16 protein-coding genes and 1 tRNA gene are annotated in these 19,600 nt (G+C 51.9%); 14 read left to right on the top strand and 3 right to left on the bottom strand.

Translation table 11 applies throughout. The features are described from left to right. Window positions 1-603 precede the first annotated feature (603 nt). From AC3WT9_RS31615 to AC3WT9_RS31585, 7 genes are all read left to right on the top strand, one after another. A complete protein-coding gene (locus AC3WT9_RS31615; protein ID WP_340895418.1) occupies window positions 604-1,461 on the top strand; it encodes a carbohydrate ABC transporter permease in 858 nt (285 codons plus the stop codon). Beyond that, on the top strand, window positions 1,458-2,336 hold the full coding sequence (locus tag AC3WT9_RS31610) for a carbohydrate ABC transporter permease (protein WP_038584816.1): 879 nt from the start codon (window positions 1,458-1,460) through the stop codon (window positions 2,334-2,336). The genes AC3WT9_RS31615 and AC3WT9_RS31610 overlap by 4 nt, the downstream gene beginning before the upstream one ends. Window positions 2,337-2,391: 55 nt before the next feature. After that, entirely contained in the window at window positions 2,392-3,780 is a 1,389-nt protein-coding gene (locus AC3WT9_RS31605; RefSeq protein WP_341089220.1) for an ABC transporter substrate-binding protein, read from the top strand. Window positions 3,781-3,862: 82 nt separating this feature from the next. Further along, a complete protein-coding gene (locus AC3WT9_RS31600) occupies window positions 3,863-4,852 on the top strand; it encodes a LacI family DNA-binding transcriptional regulator (protein ID WP_038584810.1) in 990 nt (329 codons plus the stop codon). 100 nt (window positions 4,853-4,952) lie between these two features. Further along, a complete protein-coding gene (locus tag AC3WT9_RS31595; protein ID WP_341377035.1) occupies window positions 4,953-5,948 on the top strand; it encodes an N-acetylglucosamine kinase in 996 nt (331 codons plus the stop codon). Between the two features lie 6 nt (window positions 5,949-5,954). Continuing rightward, entirely contained in the window at window positions 5,955-7,289 is a 1,335-nt protein-coding gene (locus AC3WT9_RS31590; RefSeq protein ID WP_341089216.1) for a 6-phospho-beta-glucosidase, read from the top strand. Window positions 7,290-7,365: 76 nt separating this feature from the next. Continuing rightward, window positions 7,366-7,533 carry a helix-turn-helix domain-containing protein gene (locus AC3WT9_RS31585; protein ID WP_341089214.1) on the top strand — a complete coding sequence of 56 codons (168 nt, stop codon included), beginning with the start codon at window positions 7,366-7,368 and terminating at the stop codon, window positions 7,531-7,533. Window positions 7,534-7,624: 91 nt separating this feature from the next. Here the strand turns inward: AC3WT9_RS31585 and AC3WT9_RS31580 are convergent. Further along, window positions 7,625-7,708: transfer RNA gene (locus AC3WT9_RS31580), tRNA-Leu, on the bottom strand. A gap of 200 nt (window positions 7,709-7,908) precedes the next feature. On the opposite strand from AC3WT9_RS31580, the gene AC3WT9_RS31575 reads away from it, so the two are divergent. From AC3WT9_RS31575 to AC3WT9_RS31560, 4 genes are all read left to right on the top strand, one after another. Then, window positions 7,909-8,919, top strand: coding sequence for a DUF4037 domain-containing protein (locus AC3WT9_RS31575; protein ID WP_341089212.1), 1,011 nt, complete (start codon window positions 7,909-7,911; stop codon window positions 8,917-8,919). Beyond that, window positions 8,920-9,357: a DUF3788 domain-containing protein gene (locus tag AC3WT9_RS31570; RefSeq protein WP_341089210.1), complete on the top strand. Its 438-nt coding sequence runs from the start codon at window positions 8,920-8,922 to the stop codon at window positions 9,355-9,357. It abuts the gene before it with no gap. A 4-nt stretch (window positions 9,358-9,361) separates the two neighbouring features. Next, window positions 9,362-10,351, top strand: coding sequence for an NHL repeat-containing protein (locus AC3WT9_RS31565; protein ID WP_341089208.1), 990 nt, complete (start codon window positions 9,362-9,364; stop codon window positions 10,349-10,351). 124 nt (window positions 10,352-10,475) lie between these two features. Next, on the top strand, window positions 10,476-12,275 hold the full coding sequence (locus AC3WT9_RS31560) for a helix-turn-helix transcriptional regulator (protein ID WP_341377034.1): 1,800 nt from the start codon (window positions 10,476-10,478) through the stop codon (window positions 12,273-12,275). Between the two features lie 153 nt (window positions 12,276-12,428). On the opposite strand, the gene AC3WT9_RS31555 is transcribed toward AC3WT9_RS31560, so the two are convergent. Continuing rightward, window positions 12,429-16,166 (bottom strand): alpha-L-arabinofuranosidase family protein, encoded by a 3,738-nt coding sequence (locus AC3WT9_RS31555; RefSeq protein ID WP_341377033.1) that lies wholly within the window; start codon window positions 16,164-16,166, stop codon window positions 12,429-12,431. A 189-nt stretch (window positions 16,167-16,355) separates the two neighbouring features. On the opposite strand from AC3WT9_RS31555, the gene AC3WT9_RS31550 reads away from it, so the two are divergent. Next, the gene (locus tag AC3WT9_RS31550) at window positions 16,356-16,790 is read left to right on the top strand and encodes an LSm family protein (protein ID WP_341377032.1); all 435 of its coding nucleotides are present in this window, start codon (window positions 16,356-16,358) and stop codon (window positions 16,788-16,790) included. Window positions 16,791-16,922: 132 nt separating this feature from the next. Here AC3WT9_RS31550 and AC3WT9_RS31545 read toward each other — a convergent pair whose 3' ends face one another. Continuing rightward, window positions 16,923-17,507, bottom strand: coding sequence for a lysozyme inhibitor LprI family protein (locus AC3WT9_RS31545; RefSeq protein ID WP_341377031.1), 585 nt, complete (start codon window positions 17,505-17,507; stop codon window positions 16,923-16,925). 166 nt (window positions 17,508-17,673) lie between these two features. On the opposite strand from AC3WT9_RS31545, the gene AC3WT9_RS31540 reads away from it, so the two are divergent. Further along, window positions 17,674-18,357: a response regulator transcription factor gene (locus tag AC3WT9_RS31540; protein ID WP_341377030.1), complete on the top strand. Its 684-nt coding sequence runs from the start codon at window positions 17,674-17,676 to the stop codon at window positions 18,355-18,357. Further along, window positions 18,350-19,540: a sensor histidine kinase gene (locus AC3WT9_RS31535; RefSeq protein WP_341089196.1), complete on the top strand. Its 1,191-nt coding sequence runs from the start codon at window positions 18,350-18,352 to the stop codon at window positions 19,538-19,540. Before AC3WT9_RS31540 ends, AC3WT9_RS31535 begins: the two co-directional genes overlap by 8 nt. Window positions 19,541-19,600 lie beyond the last annotated feature (60 nt).

Genomic DNA, 19,600 nt, shown 5'->3' with positions numbered 1-19,600 from the left:
TTATACAACATTAACGCGGTGTCGTCTTAAATTATTTACATATAAATAAGGCTGTCGAGACTTTCTCGACAGCCTGACCGTCCTCAACAGGACGGTATCCGTTTCGGCGAGAAATAGAATTTTGAAATGATACGTAACAGGTACCGTTCTTTTTATAAGGATTGTACCTGTTTTTTTGAAGTAATATCGGCAATCCATGGAATAAAAGCTCCACTTTAGCAGTGGATTCAAGTCAGGAAAGCAAATCAGCATCAAACAAACCCTGCCCAATTCACACTATTGAGTCATATAACCTTACATTCGTATGAAATTTCATCTTTTTTCAGCAACAAAATATATAAAAACTATACCAAATGTTATTTTATTTGACTGGTAGCGCTTTATTCAATAAAATAAGGGTTGATTATTTCCGGTTCATCCACTATGATAATGTCATCAGGTGGATTTAAAAGTTAAAGCGCTTAAACTTTATAAATAATAAATACAGTAATATTGCCTTTTTACGACATTTATTTACGACTAAAGTTAAAGCGCTTATACTTTTAAGATCGAAAGGTTGGTGTGTCCGTGATTAAGAGTGAGAGCAGGCGTCGGACGTTCTACATGTATTTGTTTATTTCCCCCTGGCTTATCGGTTTCCTGGTCTTCGCGCTGTACCCCATCATGTCATCGCTCTACTACAGCTTCACCGATTACGACATTATTCACCCTCCCAGGTTTATCGGCCTGGCCAACTACACTGAAATGTTTCACAATGATCTGTTCTGGAAGTCGGTAACGGTCACGCTTAGATACACCTTTATCAGTGTTCCGGTACAGATGCTGCTGGCTCTCGGCTTTGCGCTGCTGCTGCACCAGACGATTCCCCTGCGGGGCTTCTTCCGGACAGCAATGTATTTTCCCAGTATGGTGTCAGGCGTGGCGATGTCTCTACTCTGGTACTGGATCTTCAATCCACAGATCGGCCTCTTCAACTATATGCTCTCCTGGTTTGGCATTCACGGCCCGGCCTGGCTGATGAGTCCGGACACCGCACTATATGCCCTGATCATCATGTCCTTCTGGACAGCCGGGTCCGGTATGATTCTCTTCCTTGCAGGGCTGCAGGGCGTGCCGTCCAGCCTAATTGAAGCCGCCAGACTGGACGGTGCGGGCCGCTTTAGAATTTTCAAGAACATTACGCTGCCGATGATCTCTCCCGTGCTGCTCTTCCAGCTGATTATGGGCTTGATCGACTCCTTCCAGGTCTTTACCCAAGCGTTCGTCATGACACAGGGCGGTCCCAATTATTCCACCTGGTTCTATGTTTACAATCTGTACAACACCGCCTTTAAGGAATACCGGGCAGGGTACTCGTCAGCTCTGGCTTGGGTGCTGCTGATCGTCGTTCTGGTGTTCACGGCCATCATTATGAAGCTGTCCAACCGTTATGTTCATTACGAAGGAGGGGAACGCCGATGAGTACCGTCAAGGCCACCAGCCCCCGGGTGCCAACTTCCCATTCCCGGCGGAAAGCGGATCCCGTAAAGATCGCCAGCTTCATTACCTTGCTGATTACCACCTTCCTTATGCTGCTTCCGCTCTTCTTCATGGTCTCGACCTCCCTGAAATCGAAGCGGGAAATGCTGAAATTTCCGCCGACCTTTCTCCCGGAGAGCTGGGCCTGGAGCAATTACACGGAGATTTTTGATACGCTGCAGTTCGGCACACTGTATAAGAACAGCCTGATCATCGCCGGACTCACCGTCATTGGCACCCTGCTCTCCTCGGCACTGGTGGCCTACGGCTTCGCCAGATACAGAGGGCGGGGCAACCAGCTCTGGTTCGCCCTGCTGCTGAGCACGATGATGCTGCCTTATCCGGCGATCATGATCCCGCAGTTCGTGCTCTTCTCCAAAATGAACTGGATCGACACCTTCCTGCCGCTGGTCGTGCCTGCATTCTTCGGTTCCGCCTACAACATCTTCCTCTTGCGGCAATTCTTCTCTACGCTGCCCGAGGAGCTGTTCGACGCCGGACGGATCGACGGCTGCGGCGAACTGAAGATGTGGCGTACCATTGCGCTCCCGCTGTCCGCACCGGCACTGGCGACCGTCGCCATCTTCGCTTTTATATATAGCTGGAACGATCTGCTCACACCGGTGCTCTACTTAAGCTCCTCGGACAAATTCACACTGCCGGTCGGCATGGCCTCGCTCACCTCGTCGCGGTTCCGCATCCCGCCTTGGCATCTGCTGATGGTCGCCTCCGTGCTGGCTATGGTTCCAATCGTCACCCTGTTTGCGGTGGCCCAGAAGCAGTTCGTGGAAGGCATAGTACTGACAGGTATCAAGTAATCTCCGCTGTACTCTTGGCGGCCAAATATACTTGAAATGATGGAGGGATTCGCTCATGAAAAGGAACAGTACAAGGAAGTCATTCGCACTGCTGCTTGCAGCGTCCATGGCCTTGATGGTGATGCTGTCTGGCTGCGGAGGAGGCAAGTCGGCAGGCAATGTGGCCCCGGGAAACAAGAACACCGGAGACTCCGGCGGTTCAGAGAAACAAGTGACCATTACCCATTACACGATTGATTCAGAAGACCGCACCTTTATCGAGAAGCTGATTCCCGATTTCGAGAAGGAGCACCCGAACATCAAGGTCAAGGTGGAAAAGGCGCCCTATGAGCAGTTTGACAGCAAGCTCCAGACGCTGATTGCCGGAGGCAAATCTCCCGATGTCACCAGCCACTACGGCTACGGCGGGTTCGCGGAATATTACAACAAAGACATGCTGCTTGATCTGACTGACCTGATGGCGGAGGAAGGCTTCAAAGCCGGAGATTACCACATACCGGATAACCTGATGAAGATCTACACCGTAAACAACCGTACCTACGGCATCCCGGTCAATATGTATGTTACCCTGATGCTCTATAACAAAGATATGTTCGATGCTGCGAAGCTGTCCTATCCGCCAAGCGACTATGAAGATAAGAGCTGGACGTTTGAAAAGATGGTCGAGGAAGCAAAAAAAATGACGCTCGTCTCCGACGATATCGCTAAAACACAATACGGTGTCGACTTTACCTGGGCCGAGCGGGATATGCGCCCGCTTTATTTTGGGGCGGAGCCTTACTCCGAGGACACCTGGACCAACGGCGGCGTTCCTTCCGAAACTCATTTCGATTCTCCGGAGGTTATTGCCGCGTACCAAAAGCTGTTCGATCTGATTTTCAAGGATAAAGTCTCGCCGAGTTCCGAGTGGAGCAAAAGCGTAGCCGGCCAGAACGGCGATCCCTTCGTCGCAGGCAAAATCGGCATGTCGATCGGCGGTTCGTGGAACCTCGCGGGAGCCAATGATTTCCCGTTCAACATCGGCGTAGCCGCAGTGCCATGGGGCGGCAATGATAAGGTGCGCAGCACACTGTTCGTTGACCCGCTGATGATTCTGAAGGACTCCAAACATCCGAAGGAGGCTTTTGAATGGATTAAATTCCTCCTGACGACTGAAGTTCAGGAGAAATCGATTGAGCTGAGCGGCGGCAACCCGCCTGTGAATACCGAAGCTGCAGAAGCCTACTACAAGCATTTTGACGGCATTGATCCCGCGGATGTGAAGAAGGTATACGAAGGCGCTGTTAAATATGGCTATGAATCCTACAACCATCTCATCACTAAATATTCGCAGATCAATGATATGTTCATCAATGAGCTGCAGCCTGTCGAGACCGGACACAAAACTCTTGAAGAAGTGATGCCGGTCATCCAGAAGAAAGTTACCGAAATTATTAAGAGATAAGACGTTTAGCGGAGATTCGATAAGCCTTGTATACTGGAGATAGAATATAGCTTCGGAAAATCCGCCGCAAGGAGCGCTAGCGATGAAAGTAAGTATTTTTGATGTAGCCAAAAAATCGGGACTGTCCGTTGTCACCGTCTCCCGGGTGCTGAATGGCGCCGGGACGGTGCGGGAGAATAACCGCCAGAAGGTGCTGGATGCAATCAAGGAGCTGGATTACCGGCCCAATGCGGCTGCGCGCAGCCTTGCCAGCGGCAAGACCGGGATTATCGGCCTTATCGTAACTACACTGCAGGATTCCTTCTTTGATGCCGTGGTCAAGGAGCTGAATGACGTTCTTGCCCTGCACGGCTACTACCTGGCCATCTCCATCTCGACAGGCATCGACTTCAATGAGAACCACTATCTGATTCAGGAGGACCGGGTAGATGGCCTGATTCTGCTCTCCCCGATGCAAGAAGACAATTATATTGTGGAATTGAAACGGCGCGGAATCCCCTATGTGCTGATTGATAATCAGCAGGAGGGGAATGACGCCTATTCCATCACCATTGATAACTTCAAGGGCGGCTATGCGGCGGGCAGCCATCTGCTTGAGCTTGGCCATACCTCCATCGCCCACCTCTGCGGCAATGAGATGTTCCGCAGCACACGGGAGCGGCGCGGCGGCTTCCTGCAGGCCCTGCAGGAGAAAGGGCTGGAGCCGTTTGAGATTGTCCATGGCGATTTCGACATCGGCATGGGCTATGACACCGGCAAACGCTGGCTGCAGGCGGGCAAGCTGCCCACGGCTGTATTTGCCGGGGATGACAATATCGCGTTGGGATTGATCAACGCGCTGATGGAGGCCGGCATCTCTGTGCCGGAAGAGGTAGCCATCGTCGGATATGACGACCACTATATCGCCTCACAGCTGCGCCCGCATCTGACAACTTTGCGCCAGCCGGCGGATAAGATCGGGCTTGCCGCCGCCGATATGCTGCTCAGACGCATCAACGGAAATATGAAACGCGGTGCTAACATCCGGATTGATCCGGAGCTGATTGTACGTGACTCCACCTCTTCCAGGTAGAACCGCACCTGCAATCATTCCACCTGCAGGCTTTCGAAGCCAGTTTTGTATGAAGAGATTCAGAGAAGTGATGCTCACAAAACTTTAGGAGTGACGACCATTGACTTACTATTTGGGGATCGATGGGGGAGGAAGCAAAACCTATGCCCTGCTCTGCGATGAGCACGGCAATGTGCTCGGCAAGGGCAGGAGCGGCAACGGCAATCACCAGATTAGCGCTGCGGAAGCCGCTGCGAGCATTCGCGAAGCCTCCTTCGCCGCACTGGCGGAAGCCAGGCTGCAGCTTGGCGATATCAAGCACGCTTATCTAGGGCTTGCCGGCGCCGACCGGAAGACGGATTATGATATCCTCCACCCGATGATACGCGGGATCGGATTTACAAATTATACACTCAGCGGCGACCCGATGATTGGACTAAGGGCAGGTACGGGCCGGCCTTACGGGGTCGCTCTGATCTGCGGTACAGGCACCAACGCCGCCGGACGCAATCCGCAGGGCCAGCATTATCAATGCGGCGGCTTCGATTACATGTACGGCGACTTCGGCGGCGGCGGCTCGCTGAATATCGAAGTGTTCCGCACTGTTATCCGCGCCTGGGACGGCCGGGAATCCCCCACCCTTCTGACTGCGCCGCTGCTGAAGCTGCTCGGCTATGAGCGGGTGGATGATATGTACAATGACTTTCTTGATTACGGCAAGCATGTGCCACTTGACGCTGCCCGCCTGCTGTTCCCGGCAGCCGCCGAGGGAGATACTGCCGCGCTAGCGATTCTGCAGCACCAAGGCATGGAGCTGGGCAAAGCTGCCGCAGCAGTCATTCACAAGCTGGGCATGGAGAATGACGCCTTCGACGTAGTGCTTGTCGGAAGCTTGCTCACCCGGGGCGACCGCGGCTGGATCCGTGGACCCATCAGCCAGGCCGTACAAGAAGCGGCTCCGCTTGCTGCAGTAGTCACCTTATCCACCGAGCCTGTGGTCGGTGCTGTCTGGTCAGCCCTGGAAAGTGACGGCCTCACCATTACCAGCGATATTTATGAGAAGATGCGTGTGTTTCAGGATTTCGAACTTATCCCTATCACAACAAGACAGGAGTGATTTATCTTGACAGCTAAGCAAGGACTGAAAATCGCCGTTATCGGCGGAGGCTCTTCGTATACACCGGAACTGGTAGAAGGATTCATTCTGCATTATAAGGAGCTCCCGGTCCGCGAGCTCTGGCTCGTGGATATTGAACAAGGACAACGCAAGCTGAACATTGTCGGCAGTCTGGCTAAACGCATGGTCGAAAAGTCCGGCCTGCCGATTGAAGTCCACCTCACCACCGACCGCCGCAAAGCCATAGAAGGCGCGGACTTCGTCAGCACACAAATCCGCGTCGGCATGCTGGATGCCCGGGGACGCGACGAATCCATACCGCTGAAATACGGCGTTATCGGCCAGGAAACGACCGGCCCCGGCGGAATGCTCAAAGCGCTGCGCACGATCCCCGTCATCCTGGACATCTGCCGGGATATCGAAGAGCTAGCGCCTGACGCGTGGCTGCTGAATTTCACTAACCCGGCAGGAATGGTGACCGAAGCCGTACTGAGATATTCGAACGTGAAGAGCATCGGCCTCTGCAATGCCCCCATCGGGCTGATCAAGGAGGTATCGGCCAAATATAACGTCGCACCTGACCGGATCTATGCCGAATTTGTCGGCCTAAATCATCTGCACTGGATCACCCGCATTGATGTCGAAGGCGAAGACAAGCTGGATGACATGCTGGCCGACACCGCCGGCTACAGTGCAAAGAATGTGCCCGCACGGGAGTGGAATCCCGAGTTCCTGCAATCACTGCGCGCCGTGCCCTCATATTATCTGAAATATTTCTATATGACCGATGCGATGCTTGAAGAGCAGCAGAAATCGTTCAAGGAAGGCGGAAATCGCGCCGAAGTGGTAAAGCGTGTGGAAGAAGAGCTGTTTGAGATCTACAGCAATCTGGAGCTGAAGGAGAAGCCGAAGCAGCTGGAGCAGCGCGGCGGATCCTTTTATTCCGAGGCGGCGGTCAACCTGATGCGTTCGCTGTACAACGGCACCAATGACATCCAGACTCTTAATGTCGCCAACCGTGGTATCCTTGACTTTCTTCCAGAGGATGCCAGTATCGAGGTCAACTGTGTCGTGACCAAGACCGGACCGCTGCCGCTGCCGCTGACCAGAATTCCGCAGATGGCCAAAGGGCTCATCCATGCCGTCAAAACCTACGAGCAGCTTGCGATTGATGCCGCCGTAAGCGGTGACCGCAGCCTGGCTATTCAAGCGATGGCTCACCATCCGCTGGTCCCTTCGGTCGAAGTAGCTATCGCTATGCTCGATGAAATGCTGGAAGCGAATAAGGAGTATCTGCCGAACTTCTTCCCATCCGCAGCAGTTCCCGCTCCGGCGCAATAAGCAACTCCTCCCCTAACCCAGAAGAGACTGCTCCACCCGCGTATGATGCAGCGGGTGAGGCAGTCTCTTCATTTTATTGCTGATCATCACCCGGCAGAAGATTTCCGACATCGCCGGGCAGTGCGGATTCAACAGCTTCTCCCAGTTCAACCGCGTATTCAATAAGCTTAGCGGCATGTCTCCATCTGCCTTCCGTAAGCATCAGGCCTCGTCCAGTCCAAGCTCCACCCTGTTGTCCTACTAAGATGAGTGAAGCTCATTTTAGCCGCTGAACCCAATGAAAAAAAGCTCCCGAGCTGTCCGTAGGGACAATTCAGAAGCTTTCATTCTTGGTATGCGGTCAAGAGGACTCGAACCTCCACGATATTGCTACCACTGGCACCTGAAGCCAGCGCGTCTGCCAATTCCGCCATGACCGCAAAGTAATGTTAATTGCAGTGCAGGAATTAATATATCATGAATTTAACAGAAGGGCAAGTTAATTTTTATTTAGCATTTAAATTTTCCAATGAAAGGCCTAACGTTTAAGACTAATATCATAGGTATACCGCTTTCATAGCTATATATTATTACTAACGATTTCCCATTTGGTCACAGATCAATAACGAGGTGATTCTGTATGAGCAGGCCTTATGTAACGGCAACAAGCACCAACAAACTTCATTTATTCTTCGCGGAACTGGATAGCAGAATGAAGGATTTTGAATCTCTGGACGGCGTCCTGGGCATCACCTTGAACGGCGGATTATCCCGCGGGTATGCCGACGAGTTATCGGAGATCGATTTGGTTTTCTACTTGGAGTCCTCCCCGTATGAGCTGTGGAACAGTGGGCAATCCCCTATCCCCCTAGGTATTACCAGGATCGGCAGCTATCTGTATGACATCAAGATCTCAGATCTGGAAGAAGAGCAGCAGCGGTCTTGGGAGAGTGTGGCGCTGTGGGATTTATCCTATGCAAAAATCCTGTACGATCCCACGGGGCAAATCGCCGAAATGATGTCAGAAAAGCTGGCGCATACACCAGAGCCGCTGCATGCCGAAGGGTTGTTATTCAATTGCTGGTGGTATTTTCGGCTGGCCGGGGATATCTGGATTCACAGAGGTGATCCCGTGCAGGGCCACTCCATGCTCAATATGGCAGCGATCCGCTTGCTGGAGGCCTTATATATTGCCAACCGTGAATATGTGCCGCATGAGAAATGGCTGGTCCACATGAGCAGAACGCTGCCATGGACTCCGGCCTGCTGGGAAACAAGACTCAAGGAGATGATGAGCACCGGGGACCTCTCCAAGGAGAGCCTGATTGTAAGACAAGCCATAATCGAGCACCTTTGGCGGGAAGTCGATTCTTATATCATCAGTAAGGAATGTCCGGGCTACAACTTGAATGTAATGCACAAAAGCTTCTATGATCTGCTGAAATTTCTGCTGCCTAAAGACAGTCTCCCCATCAAGGAATGGACGGATCGCATGGGTTTATCCATGTTGTCGCGAGAACCTTTTGTCCGCTTTACCTCCGTTACGAAAGACCAAATCATTGTAGATAAGCACAAACTTCTATCCATTCAACCGGAGGAGCTAGACTCGTGGTTTGCGGCCTTAGTAGAACAAATTAAGGAGGATTCTTGAGTGAGTAGCCAGCGATTATGTGATAAAGAAGTTGTTCCTACGGAAGAACAGATCTATACGTTTATTGGCGCAGAGGCCAAGCAAGCATGGATCGAACTCAGCCGCTTTGCCGAACAAAATTACGATCACCAGCCAGAACTCAATTTTGGCGGAAAAAATTATGGCTGGAATGTGAGATACCGCAGGAGCGGGAAGACCTTATTTGCTATGTTTCCGGAAAAAGAGGGCTTTACCGTTCTGCTTGTACTCGGGAAAAAGGAGATCGAAGCGTACACGGCTAGAATGGAAGAGTTCGGGACAACTTTCAAGTCGGTGTATGACGCTGCTGCTCAATTCCACGATGGACGATGGCTATGGATTAAAGTGCATTCTATAGATGAACTTAAAGATATTGAGCAAATGATCCTGATCAAGAAAAAACCCAAGAAGCGGGGGTGATTGGATGAACTGGAGAATTAAAGAACGGCTGCATTTCGGAAAAGAACGGAAGCTTATCGACGGCTACTGCCACTTTGGCTTTCATAATCCACAGGGTACCCGGTATATTCTAGACCATGATACACACTGGGTTGGGGAAATCGCGACGGATACGGACACTCTGAACTGGACGGCCGGAAATCAGATCGTCAGAGAGCATGTTAGGCATATCTATGCGGATATCCTCAACCCTACTTATATTACCTTTCCGGATAAGGAGACCTTTATCGTCGCCAGCAGCGGAAATAATAAAGTGTTCGCAATTAACCCTGCTGCCGGAGAAGCCCGGTTGCTGATAGATGGAGCGGCTTGTGGGTTTAAGGATATTGGGAATTGTGAGTATGATTCTGCCGGCTTCTTGTGGATCAATGAAGTGACTGGCTGCCGGGTCCATAAATTTGATCTGAAAGGTAATTTAATGACTACTCTAGGAACGGGTGAACCGGGATTTCAGGCGGGCACAGTATCTTTTACACAGGTGCAGTTTAACTGGATTTATGATTTAAGACGGGGAGCGGATGGAAACCTGTATGTGCTGGACAGCAAAAACTACTGTGTGCGCAGGATTGACCCCGTCAATGAAGAAGTCACGGTGATTGCGGGAACGGGCCGCGGCGGTTACACCGGTGATGGGGGATCTGCGCTCCAGGCTACCTTCGGTTCAAGCAGCGGAGAACATTTTGACGGGCCATGGTCACTATCTCTCGACGAAGCCTCCAATCTGTATATCGGAGACACGCAAAATCATGTCGTCCGCAGGGTTGACCATAGCTCCGGGATCATCACCACCATTGCCGGAACCCCGCACATCGTTTCTCCAGCGGAGCATGTTCTGGATACTCCCGATCTCTTCAGCCTTCAGCTGCCGAGAATATGCAGCCTCGATTATTATGACGGCCAGCTGTTTGTTCCTGAATGGGACGGGGAGCTGATTATTCTGGAAAAATGCCCATGACTGTCCGGCTCAACTGCCGGTTGGAAAACGCCCTCCCTCTCCCCTCCTTGAATCCATGGTTATTCCATAGTTCGGAATTATAATGAAATTACGACGTCGAAATTCAATTTCGGGAGAGGTAACTATGATCAGTAGCGAAAAAGTCGGCAAACGCATCGCCATGCTTCGTAAAGAAAAACAGCTGTCCCAAGAACAATTGGCCGAACAGCTCAATGTCACGGCTCAAGCCGTCTCCAAATGGGAAACGGGGAAGTCCCTGCCCGAAACCGCCACCCTGCCTTTGTTGTCCAGTGTACTGGGCCACCCCATTGACGGCATTTTGCTGCCCCAGGAATTAGTCGTACTTTCCGCAGTATACACAGACGGCCGGGATTCCCATGATGTCACCCACTTTGTGAACCAGTTCGTAGCCGGCAACAGACTCTCCTTCACCGTCAGCGATCATATCTTCCCCGGCTGTCTGTCCGGCGACCGCTCCAAGGTGCTGATTGTCAGATATGAGACGCCTGCCGGAATCTATTCAGCCTATGCGCTAAAAGAACAGCTTCTGACGATTGATGTCCATTCCAAAGGGTATGCCCCCGGCAAAAGCGGACTGGAATTTGTGTACGCCTCCTATGGAAATGAGCTGATCCACCGGAATGTTTTAAAGAAGATGCAGCATTATGAGTTCTTTCAGTGGGAGCATTTCACGGTCAGCCACGAGCTTTTCCCAAGCCTTATCGACAATGATGGCAACGATTATCTGCTGCTCCTCTACTTGAATGCCGAGGGTATTCATGCGGTAAGCTGTGCCGAAGGTGAGCAGATTCACTACAGCCCGGACCGGACCCGCCTCTTCGCCATCCAATCGTCCCGGCAGCATTACATTGTTGAGAATGTAGGCCGACTTGGCTTCGGCCAAGGAATGGACTGCTCATGGGCAGGAGCCTTCTATCTGTCTTTGAGCACAAGGGGGATTGAGACTACCTATGAGCAGGTAATGGGGGTGTCCGGGGCATGCTGGAGAATTTCTTTCACACCTGTGTGGGATTATAGCTCAGCCGATGCGCTCGTAGCCTATGATTTTTCAGCTGCTGCCCATAAAGCCTATGGTCTTACAGCCAGCCGGGCGAACCGGCTTACACCGGAAGAGCGCAAACAGGAGAAGCAACAACTAATGGACAGCATTCGGAAGCATCAGCTGCCGATAGCGATCAACCTCAGGGTTGCCCCCGAGTGGGGCGTAATTACAGGGTATTTGGACAATGGGGATACCCTGCTGTGCCGCAGCTATTTTGACGGGGAAACGTTCGAGGGCCTGCACGACGATCCAGAGTTTCAGAGCGATATGAAGGTCAGCAAGGGCTATTTATATGTGGACCATTGGCCTTATATGCTAATGCGCTTTGACAGCCTGGCTCCTGTACCGTCAGCTCTGGACAACTTCTATGCTTCACTCAGGGTCAAGCTGGACTCCATGAGGGCCGATGACAATAGAGGCTACCGGCTCGGCTATAAGGCTTTGGATACCTGGTGCGAAGGTCTGCTCAGCAGCCGGTGGTACCAAGATGCAGAAACCTATGATTTTGAACGCAGGTTCGGCGTAAACCACTTTTGCATGATGGCGCTAACCGATGCCCGTAGAAGCGCCTCAGCTTACTTAAAAGCCTCGCTGCCGCTGTTGCAGCATCCTGCCGAAGCCGGCGCGCTGGCTGAAATGGCCGGCGTGTATGAACAGATCGACGCCTTACTCGAAGGTTTTTACAAGGCAATGACCGATCCGGCCTCTATAGAGCCGGGCTTATCCCCCCGCCCGTTCTGGACGAATGAGCACCGAAACCGGCAGGCGGAGCTACTGCAAACCGTAAGCATGCTTGAACACCGTGGAGATGAGCTGGCTAAAGAGATCCTGGAGAACAGCCAGCACCATGCAGAGGCTTAAAGACTTTTTCTTCATAAGATAGAAAGTACAGGAACAAATGATAAAAGAACCTGTGGCCCTTGAACTGGGCGACAGGTTCTTTTGTTCAGCTTATTTGAGGATCACGTGGGCAAATACTGGCTAAAGCCTGCATAGTACAGAGCAGACGCTTCTTTATGCCTTAAGATCCAGCACCAGCACATTCACCGAGTTAGCAGGCAGATTAAGAACAATATTGCTGCTGTTCAACGTAATCTCCCGCTCGTCAGGCACGATTCGCTCATTGTTCTTCTGGTTTACATTAGGCACATGCACAAGCTGGGCTTCGCCGGTCAAGGTGATCAGCTTCGCGGCTGCCCCGACCTTCAAATCTTCAAGCTGCAGCTGCGTTATTTTGTCTACATCATCGGCATTCACAAGCTTTACATACACATGCTTCGCGTCTTTTGTAACCGAGTTGAAGATCTCTCTGTTGTACGCCTCCAGCTTGTAGTCCAGCACCTTGCTGGCTGCTCTGCCGTCCGTATAAGAACAGATCAGGCTCTCTCCGGTTTCACCACCGTAATTCACTGTAATCGTGTATTCCGTGTTGTCGGAAATCTCCTCATAGCTGGCTGCTCTAAGATTGCCTGCCGCCGTGCTGGAAGAGTAGTCGCCCAGGGTATAGGCTTCCACGCCTTGCTTGTACACCTTCACACCGGTAGCGTTGCCGCCATAGCTGATAGCATATTCGAGGACATCCTTGTTCTCCGGCGAAATGTCAGTCAGCCCTGTGCCCACGTAGAAACCGTCCTCCCCCGCGATTCGCGAAGCAACAACCTCCACCTTGTAATCGGTCCAGCTGTCATTCAGGATGTAAAGGCCGTTCAGCCCGCTGGCCTGAGCTTTAAGCACAAGCCCTTTATCCAGAACGGTATACCCTGCGGAGCCGGGAATGGTCTGCCAAGCCTGGTTAAGCGCCTGTGTAAAGTCCTGATCAAGCAGCACAGAGCCATCCTTATTCGACGTTACGGTCAAGCGCTTCACCAGAATATCAGCATTGCCTGCCGCCACTTCAATTCCGCCATGAGGAAGGAGTGCTGCCGGTTTGCCGTTTCTATACGTAGAGAAGGAGGTTGCCAGTACTTTATTGCCCAAATATTTGGCATACAGCTGCTGCACATAATAGTTCGGGGTGAACCAGACCGTCTCATCGTCGAACCAGATGCAGTCCGGTGTCCAGCGGTAGGTCCCGTCCGTCAGCACCTTGTTGAACAGCGGCGCATAAGCGGCGAGCAGAACAACATCCGCATTGTTTTCAAATCCGGTCATAACCGCTGCCTCTGCTACTGCGCCAGCCAGTGTGTTTTTGTCCGTAGAAGCATATTCCCCGACAAATACCTTGGAGGTTTCCTTCCAGTCGATGCTGCCGTCTGCGTTATACGCTCTATAGTAATAATTATACCGGTCGGCATTCGCAAGCAGATAGTCATTGGAGCGGTAGTAATGCTCATCGGCAATCGTGTCCATGTAGTTGCTCTGCTGCCCGTACCAGGTTACCGTTTCTTCAATTACTTTATGCCCGTCGGCAAAAGCTACCTCAGCCGATCCGCTGAGATTGCCGCTCAGGAACTTCCAGCCCTGCTGGTACGCATCATCGTCCGCTTGCGCGCCAACCGTGGAGATAATATGCAGTTCATGCCCCGGATAGTTCTGCTCCATATAGGCATCTATTGATGTCTTGAACACTTCAAAGTTGGCGAAGAACTCTGTACCCCAGTTCTCGTTGCCTACGCCCAGATAACGCAGATCAAACGGAGCTTCATGGCCCATCTTGCTGCGCATAGCCGCCCATTCGTTGTTCTCGAAGTCCATGCTGATGGCGAAGTCGATCAGGTCGGTAAAGTTCTTGATGTAATACTCCCGTAATTCGCCTCCGGCCGGATGGGCGTAGTCCGAACGCGCCTGGCACAGCACGCCGCAAGCCATCACCGGAAGTGGAGTTGCATTAAGGTCTTCTGCCAGCTGGAAATATTCCATATAGCCGAGGCCCATAGTCATCATGTAGCCCCATACGTTGTAATTTTCTTTGCGCAGCTCAACCGCTCCGATGGAATCCTTCCAGTCATACACATTCTCCCAAATAAAGGAGCCTTCAGAGATGCACCCGCCGGGGAAACGCAGGAATTTCGGATGCATGCCTACAAGCGCGTTCACCAGATCTTTTCTCAGCCGGTAGTTCGGGTTGCCCGTATAGTTGGCGTGAGCCGACCGGGAGTGCTCTTCCTCGCCTGCTCCCCATACATCCTGCGGAACCAAGGACACCATGTCGATCGAAATTTCACCCGCAAAAGCAAGCGCCAGCTGGCCAAGAGCCGTGGCCGAACCCGTCAGCACAAGCTTGGCATCCACTCCATACTTCTTCCAGGTGTTTCCGCCCTCCACTTTTACGATTACGGAATCACTGATCGCTGCTCCGTCCGCTCCCTGAAGCTGCAGCGTAATTGTACCGGCTGACTCTGCCTTCGCCCAGATTGTGAAATCGTACTTCGCGCCCGTTAGTATGGACATGGCACAATTTCCGTTGGAATCAGCAAACCCTTTGTTCTGAATCACGGCACCATCTGCCACTGTCACATAATAAGCATTTACTTCCGGGTCCTTTACGCCAAAATGTTCATTTAGTCCGCCGCTGTGCTGCGGGAGCATCTTACCGGTATCTCCGGACCACGCGAATAAGGGCTCGCGGTTCCGGCCGGTGGAGCAGCCGCATTCCCCGGAAGTATGGGAATAGGTATCAAAAGCAAAAGATTCAAACGAGCGGTTCTGCACCAGCTCAGCATAAATTCCGCCGTCTGCTGCGTTGTTAATGTCTTCATAGAACAAGCCGTACATCACCTCGCTGACATCGAGGATTTCCTTATTTCCGTGGATGGTCAGTGTGTATGGAGGCAGGTCCTGCGGCAGCACCGAGACGTCGAAGCTTTTTTCCATAGAGACGGGCCCCCGGGTCAGAACTGCGGTAAGGGTTGCCGCTTCAGCAGAGCTTATTTCCTGAACCTGTCCATTATCCAGAAGCGCTGCAGGCTGGCTAGATTTCCAGCTCACTTCAACTTTTCCGCCCATCAGCGAAGCCGGAAGTGACAAGTCCTTAGTGATTATGGTCGTGGGGAAGGCAAGATACTTGTCTCTGGCCAGCCTTACGATCTCTTCATTACTCAAAGAATCGCACATCACCTCAATGACCTCATCCATCGACAAGCCCGCTTTATAAATCCGCATATCCGAGAGCGAGCCGGCAAAGTCTGCATCCGCAGCAAACTGCGAACGGCCGATAAAATTGCTGCTGTAGTTGTCCGAATCCGTAAAGGTCGCGAACCATTTGCGCAGTTGGGCATAGTTGCCGCTGGAGGTCTGGCTGATCGAGCCGTCAGCAACGGCTTCACCGTTCACATACACCACCGGACCCGCACTGCTTAAAGTACCGCCTTGCGTACCCGTTACCGACATGGCAATATGCATCCACTCGCCCCCGGCAAATCCTCTGCCCGGATCAACGGCCAAATCGCCTTGGGCAGACAACGTACCGCGCAAATTACGTGTCAGGAACAGATAAGGCCCTTTCTCCCCTTTGCCAAAGTCAAAGATCCGCTCCCATACGTTAGAGCCCTTGGCAAAGTTCACCCATGCAGCAACGGTTATCCCCGTGTTGTCGCTTACATCTTGAAGCAAGTCCGCCGGAAGCCGGACATACGAGGTTCCTGCATCGCCACCGGCAAACGTTGCAGCCACTCTGCCGCTCACCTTGGAGATTACCGGCGCCACCTTGCCGAAGGCCTCTCCATCCCGCCCTTGTCCAGAGCTGTCTTTAGCGATACGGTCTGCATCCTCGAATTTGTAATGTGCAATGATTTGATCGCGGAAATTAGTCATTAGGGTCTCTCCTAACCTTTTGTTTAATATAAATATGAATCAGTTTATAAAAATAAATACCATATAGCTATACTACCTCATTAGGCGGTTATTTCTCAACTTTTTTTGCTATACTCGTGGAACTAGCACAAGCCGTATCCAATCCTCTGTGTACTATAGGAGTAAATAGAACAATGAGGTGATCTGCAAATGGGCAATTCAGCAGCAAGAATGCGCAAGCAGGCAAAACGATTGAAGGGCCGAAAGGTCTGCATTACGCTGCATGACGGGCGTACCTATGTAGGATGGATAACCGGACTCGATCAGGGGGCGCTGATTCTCTCCAAACGGCGCAGTAACCATAAACCACGCAGAGCTTCCACCTCCCGTTCGCAAAAGGCCACAACCTCAGCATTTCTGCCGATGCTCGGAACCTTGCTCGGAGGCTCGGGTGCTGGCGCTGCCGGAGGACCCGGCGGGGGGCTTGGCGGAGGCCTGGGCGGACTGATGGGCGGCGGGCTCCGCTTCTTCGGAATGATTCAGAAAGCTATGCCGGTGATGAAGATGGGCTACAGCATGATTAAGACAATCAGACCGTTTATGAGTGGGCTTAAGGGATTGATGGGGGGAGGCGGTGGGGTTTAGCAGCTTAGGGGCTGAACAAAGAATGACATCCGTTTCAGCGAGAAATAGAAGGATAATTTATACGTGAAGCATATAAATTCTATATTTTTAAAAAGACACCCCGGGGGTGTCTTTTTTGCGATAGTATTCTGTTCACTTCATATACAGCTCAACCAGCTCATAGCATCTTTCCTTCGTCACCCCTGACTGGGTCGCTGCATATTCCAGCGGCTCCATCGTTCCGCCTTCAAATTCTGCCGCTGCCTTTGCCGCCGTTTCATCTCTTTCTGTGATCCATTTTAATTGCTTTTCTTTTAATTTGGCCATTTCATCTTTCGGGAGCTGCCGCTTGAGCTCCTGGTAAATCTCATTTAGAGCCGCATCCCACCGTCCGTACTCCTTGTCCGCAGCCTCGATCATCGACGCCGTTGTCCCTTCATCTGATAAAGCCTGCAAATCTGTAAGCCCCTCTTCAATCTTATCCAGCTTCTTCAAGTAGTCCTGCTTCATCGATCCGGCGGCAGGCTCCTGCCCGTTTTCAGGCGACGTTTCCTCCGGTGTGGCTTCCGGGGTTGTTGCCGGGGTTGCTTCTCGCGTTGTAGCCGGTGCTGTTGCTGTTGCTGTTTGCTGCGCATTCTGATCCGGCTCTGCCGAATTTACCTTGCTGTCTGCATTATTACTGCAACCGGCAAATACTAAACTGCAGGTCAATAGAGTCAATATCATTGTTTTTCTCATTCGTCCTCACCCTATCATCGGTTTATAGTATATATCGTGTGGTTTGGCTTACCTTTTAACAGAGGCTTATTTGTATATATTACCTGCATTGGCAGCAATATAATCATCGCAGATATAGTTAAAGATATACTTTCCTTCCAAAAACTAAAATAGATATACTAGAAACATGAGACAACACCAAATTCTAATCGTTGAAGATGACGAAACTATTGCCTTTGGACTTAAAGTATTCCTGCTGCAAAAGGGTTTTGGTATACAACATGCCGATCGGGTCAGTACCGCCAAAGCTATGCTGACCGCCAGCCCCCATGATCTGATCCTGCTGGACTGGAATCTTCCTGACGGCAACGGCTATGAGTTCTGCTCTTACGTCAAACAGATGTCCGATATTCCGGTAATCTTCCTGACTGTACGGGATGACGAGCATGATATCGTGCAGGGTCTGGATATGGGGGCTGATGATTATATCGTTAAGCCGTTTCAGCTTAGTGTGGTACTCTCCCGCATCCAGGCCGTATTGCGCCGGACAGGAAGCACCGCCCCTGCGGCAGCCCGCCTCACCTGCGGAGCACTTCTGCTCGATCCGGTCAAAACGCAGGTATTCTGCGGCGGAACAGAGGTGCCGGTGACCGCCGGGGAATACCGCCTGCTACTGCTGCTTCTGCAGAACAAAAATCAGACGCTGACCCGCAGAGTGCTGCTTGAGAAATTATGGGATGCGGACGGGGATTTTGTCAACGATAACACTTTGACCGTGATGATAAAGCGGCTGCGGGAGAAATTAGGCCCTTCCTCCAGCATCAAGACGATTCGCGGCATCGGCTACCGCCTGGGGCCGGATGATGAATAGACGCAGGTACAGCCGGTTTCTCCTTCTGGCCTTCGCCGCTGCCTTGTTTGCCGGACTGGTTATGGGGATTGGCATATCCCGGCTCGTCTCGCAGGCTGAATACACCCAAACGGCGCAGCTCACCGGGACATCCTACAGCCGCCACCCTGAGCTGGAACAGACTTTAGTACAGGGACTGCATGACGGGAATGCCGCCGCTTTGCAGACCGGTACCGAACTTCTGCACCGCTATGGGTATACCCTCCACACCTTTAATAACAAGAACCGCCTGCTGATCATCACGGGAAGTGTGGGCCTGTGGATGCTCCTGTTTCTGCTGTTTGCAGCAGTTCAGTATCGATTACAAAACAAAAGAAAGGAAAGAATCGCAGGACTGACAGCCTATCTCTATTCCATTAATCAGGGACAGCACCAAATTCTGCCCCGGACTGGTGAGGATGAATACTCTTTCCTGGAAGACGAATTATATAAGACTGTTGTAGAGCTGCGGCATACCCGTGAGACAGCCGTGCTGGAAAGGCAATCGCTCGCCGACAATCTGTCCGATATTGCCCATCAGATCAAGACCCCGCTGACTTCTGTCTCTTTGATGGCTGAATTACTGGCTGACAGCAGGCAGAACAGCGCAGACGCCTTATATGTGGAGAAAATCCAAAGCCAGCTAACCCGCCTGGAGCGTCTGGTATCCTCCTTGCTGACGTTGTCCAGGCTGGATGCGGGAACGCTGGAACTGCAGCAGCTTCCGGTGGATGTGTACACGATGCTGGCCAGCGCCGCTGAACCTCTGGAGAATATCCTCTCCGGCAGAAGGCAAACCTTGACCCTTCAATCCAGCCCCGCCATCAGCTACCGCGGAGATTACCATTGGAGCTCGGAGGCACTGCTCAATGTTCTGATGAACTGTTCGGAGCATACCCCAACTGGCGGCAACATCACTGTATCTTACGCACAGAACCCCGTGTACACGCAAATTATAGTGGAGGATTCCGGGGCGGGATTTCCTGCGGAAGAACTTCCGCATATATTTAAACGCTTTTACAGAGGGAGCAATGCCCGCAAGGATAGCGTTGGCATCGGACTTGCGCTGGCCCATTCCATCATTCAGCGGCAGAACGGCAGCATCCATGCGGAGAACCGGCCGGGGGGCGGAGCCCGCTTTGTCATCAAGTGGTATGCTCATTAATCTTCCTCCGTCACCGGAATGTCACCCGGGGCTGGTAGAGTGGACCGTACAAAGGAGGCT

Source organism: Paenibacillus sp. EB106-06-01-XG199 (assembly GCF_058791575.1).
This window is presented reverse-complemented; position numbering and strand designations above follow the sequence as displayed.

Excerpts from the sequence above, each read along its gene's own strand:
- AC3WT9_RS31550 (WP_341377032.1), top strand. The coding sequence starts at position 16,356 with ATGGGCAATTCAGCAGCAAGAATGCGCAAGCAGGCAAAACGATTGAAG.
- AC3WT9_RS31600 (WP_038584810.1), top strand. The coding sequence starts at position 3,863 with ATGAAAGTAAGTATTTTTGATGTAGCCAAAAAATCGGGACTGTCCGTT.
- AC3WT9_RS31535 (WP_341089196.1), top strand. The coding sequence starts at position 18,350 with ATGAATAGACGCAGGTACAGCCGGTTTCTCCTTCTGGCCTTCGCCGCT.
- AC3WT9_RS31575 (WP_341089212.1), top strand. The coding sequence starts at position 7,909 with ATGAGCAGGCCTTATGTAACGGCAACAAGCACCAACAAACTTCATTTA.
- AC3WT9_RS31610 (WP_038584816.1), top strand. The coding sequence starts at position 1,458 with ATGAGTACCGTCAAGGCCACCAGCCCCCGGGTGCCAACTTCCCATTCC.
- AC3WT9_RS31605 (WP_341089220.1), top strand. The coding sequence starts at position 2,392 with ATGAAAAGGAACAGTACAAGGAAGTCATTCGCACTGCTGCTTGCAGCG.
- AC3WT9_RS31560 (WP_341377034.1), top strand. The coding sequence starts at position 10,476 with ATGATCAGTAGCGAAAAAGTCGGCAAACGCATCGCCATGCTTCGTAAA.
- AC3WT9_RS31615 (WP_340895418.1), top strand. The coding sequence starts at position 604 with ATGTATTTGTTTATTTCCCCCTGGCTTATCGGTTTCCTGGTCTTCGCG.
- AC3WT9_RS31555 (WP_341377033.1), bottom strand. The coding sequence starts at position 16,166 with ATGACTAATTTCCGCGATCAAATCATTGCACATTACAAATTCGAGGAT.
- AC3WT9_RS31545 (WP_341377031.1), bottom strand. The coding sequence starts at position 17,507 with ATGAGAAAAACAATGATATTGACTCTATTGACCTGCAGTTTAGTATTT.
- AC3WT9_RS31540 (WP_341377030.1), top strand. The coding sequence starts at position 17,674 with ATGAGACAACACCAAATTCTAATCGTTGAAGATGACGAAACTATTGCC.
- AC3WT9_RS31565 (WP_341089208.1), top strand. The coding sequence starts at position 9,362 with ATGAACTGGAGAATTAAAGAACGGCTGCATTTCGGAAAAGAACGGAAG.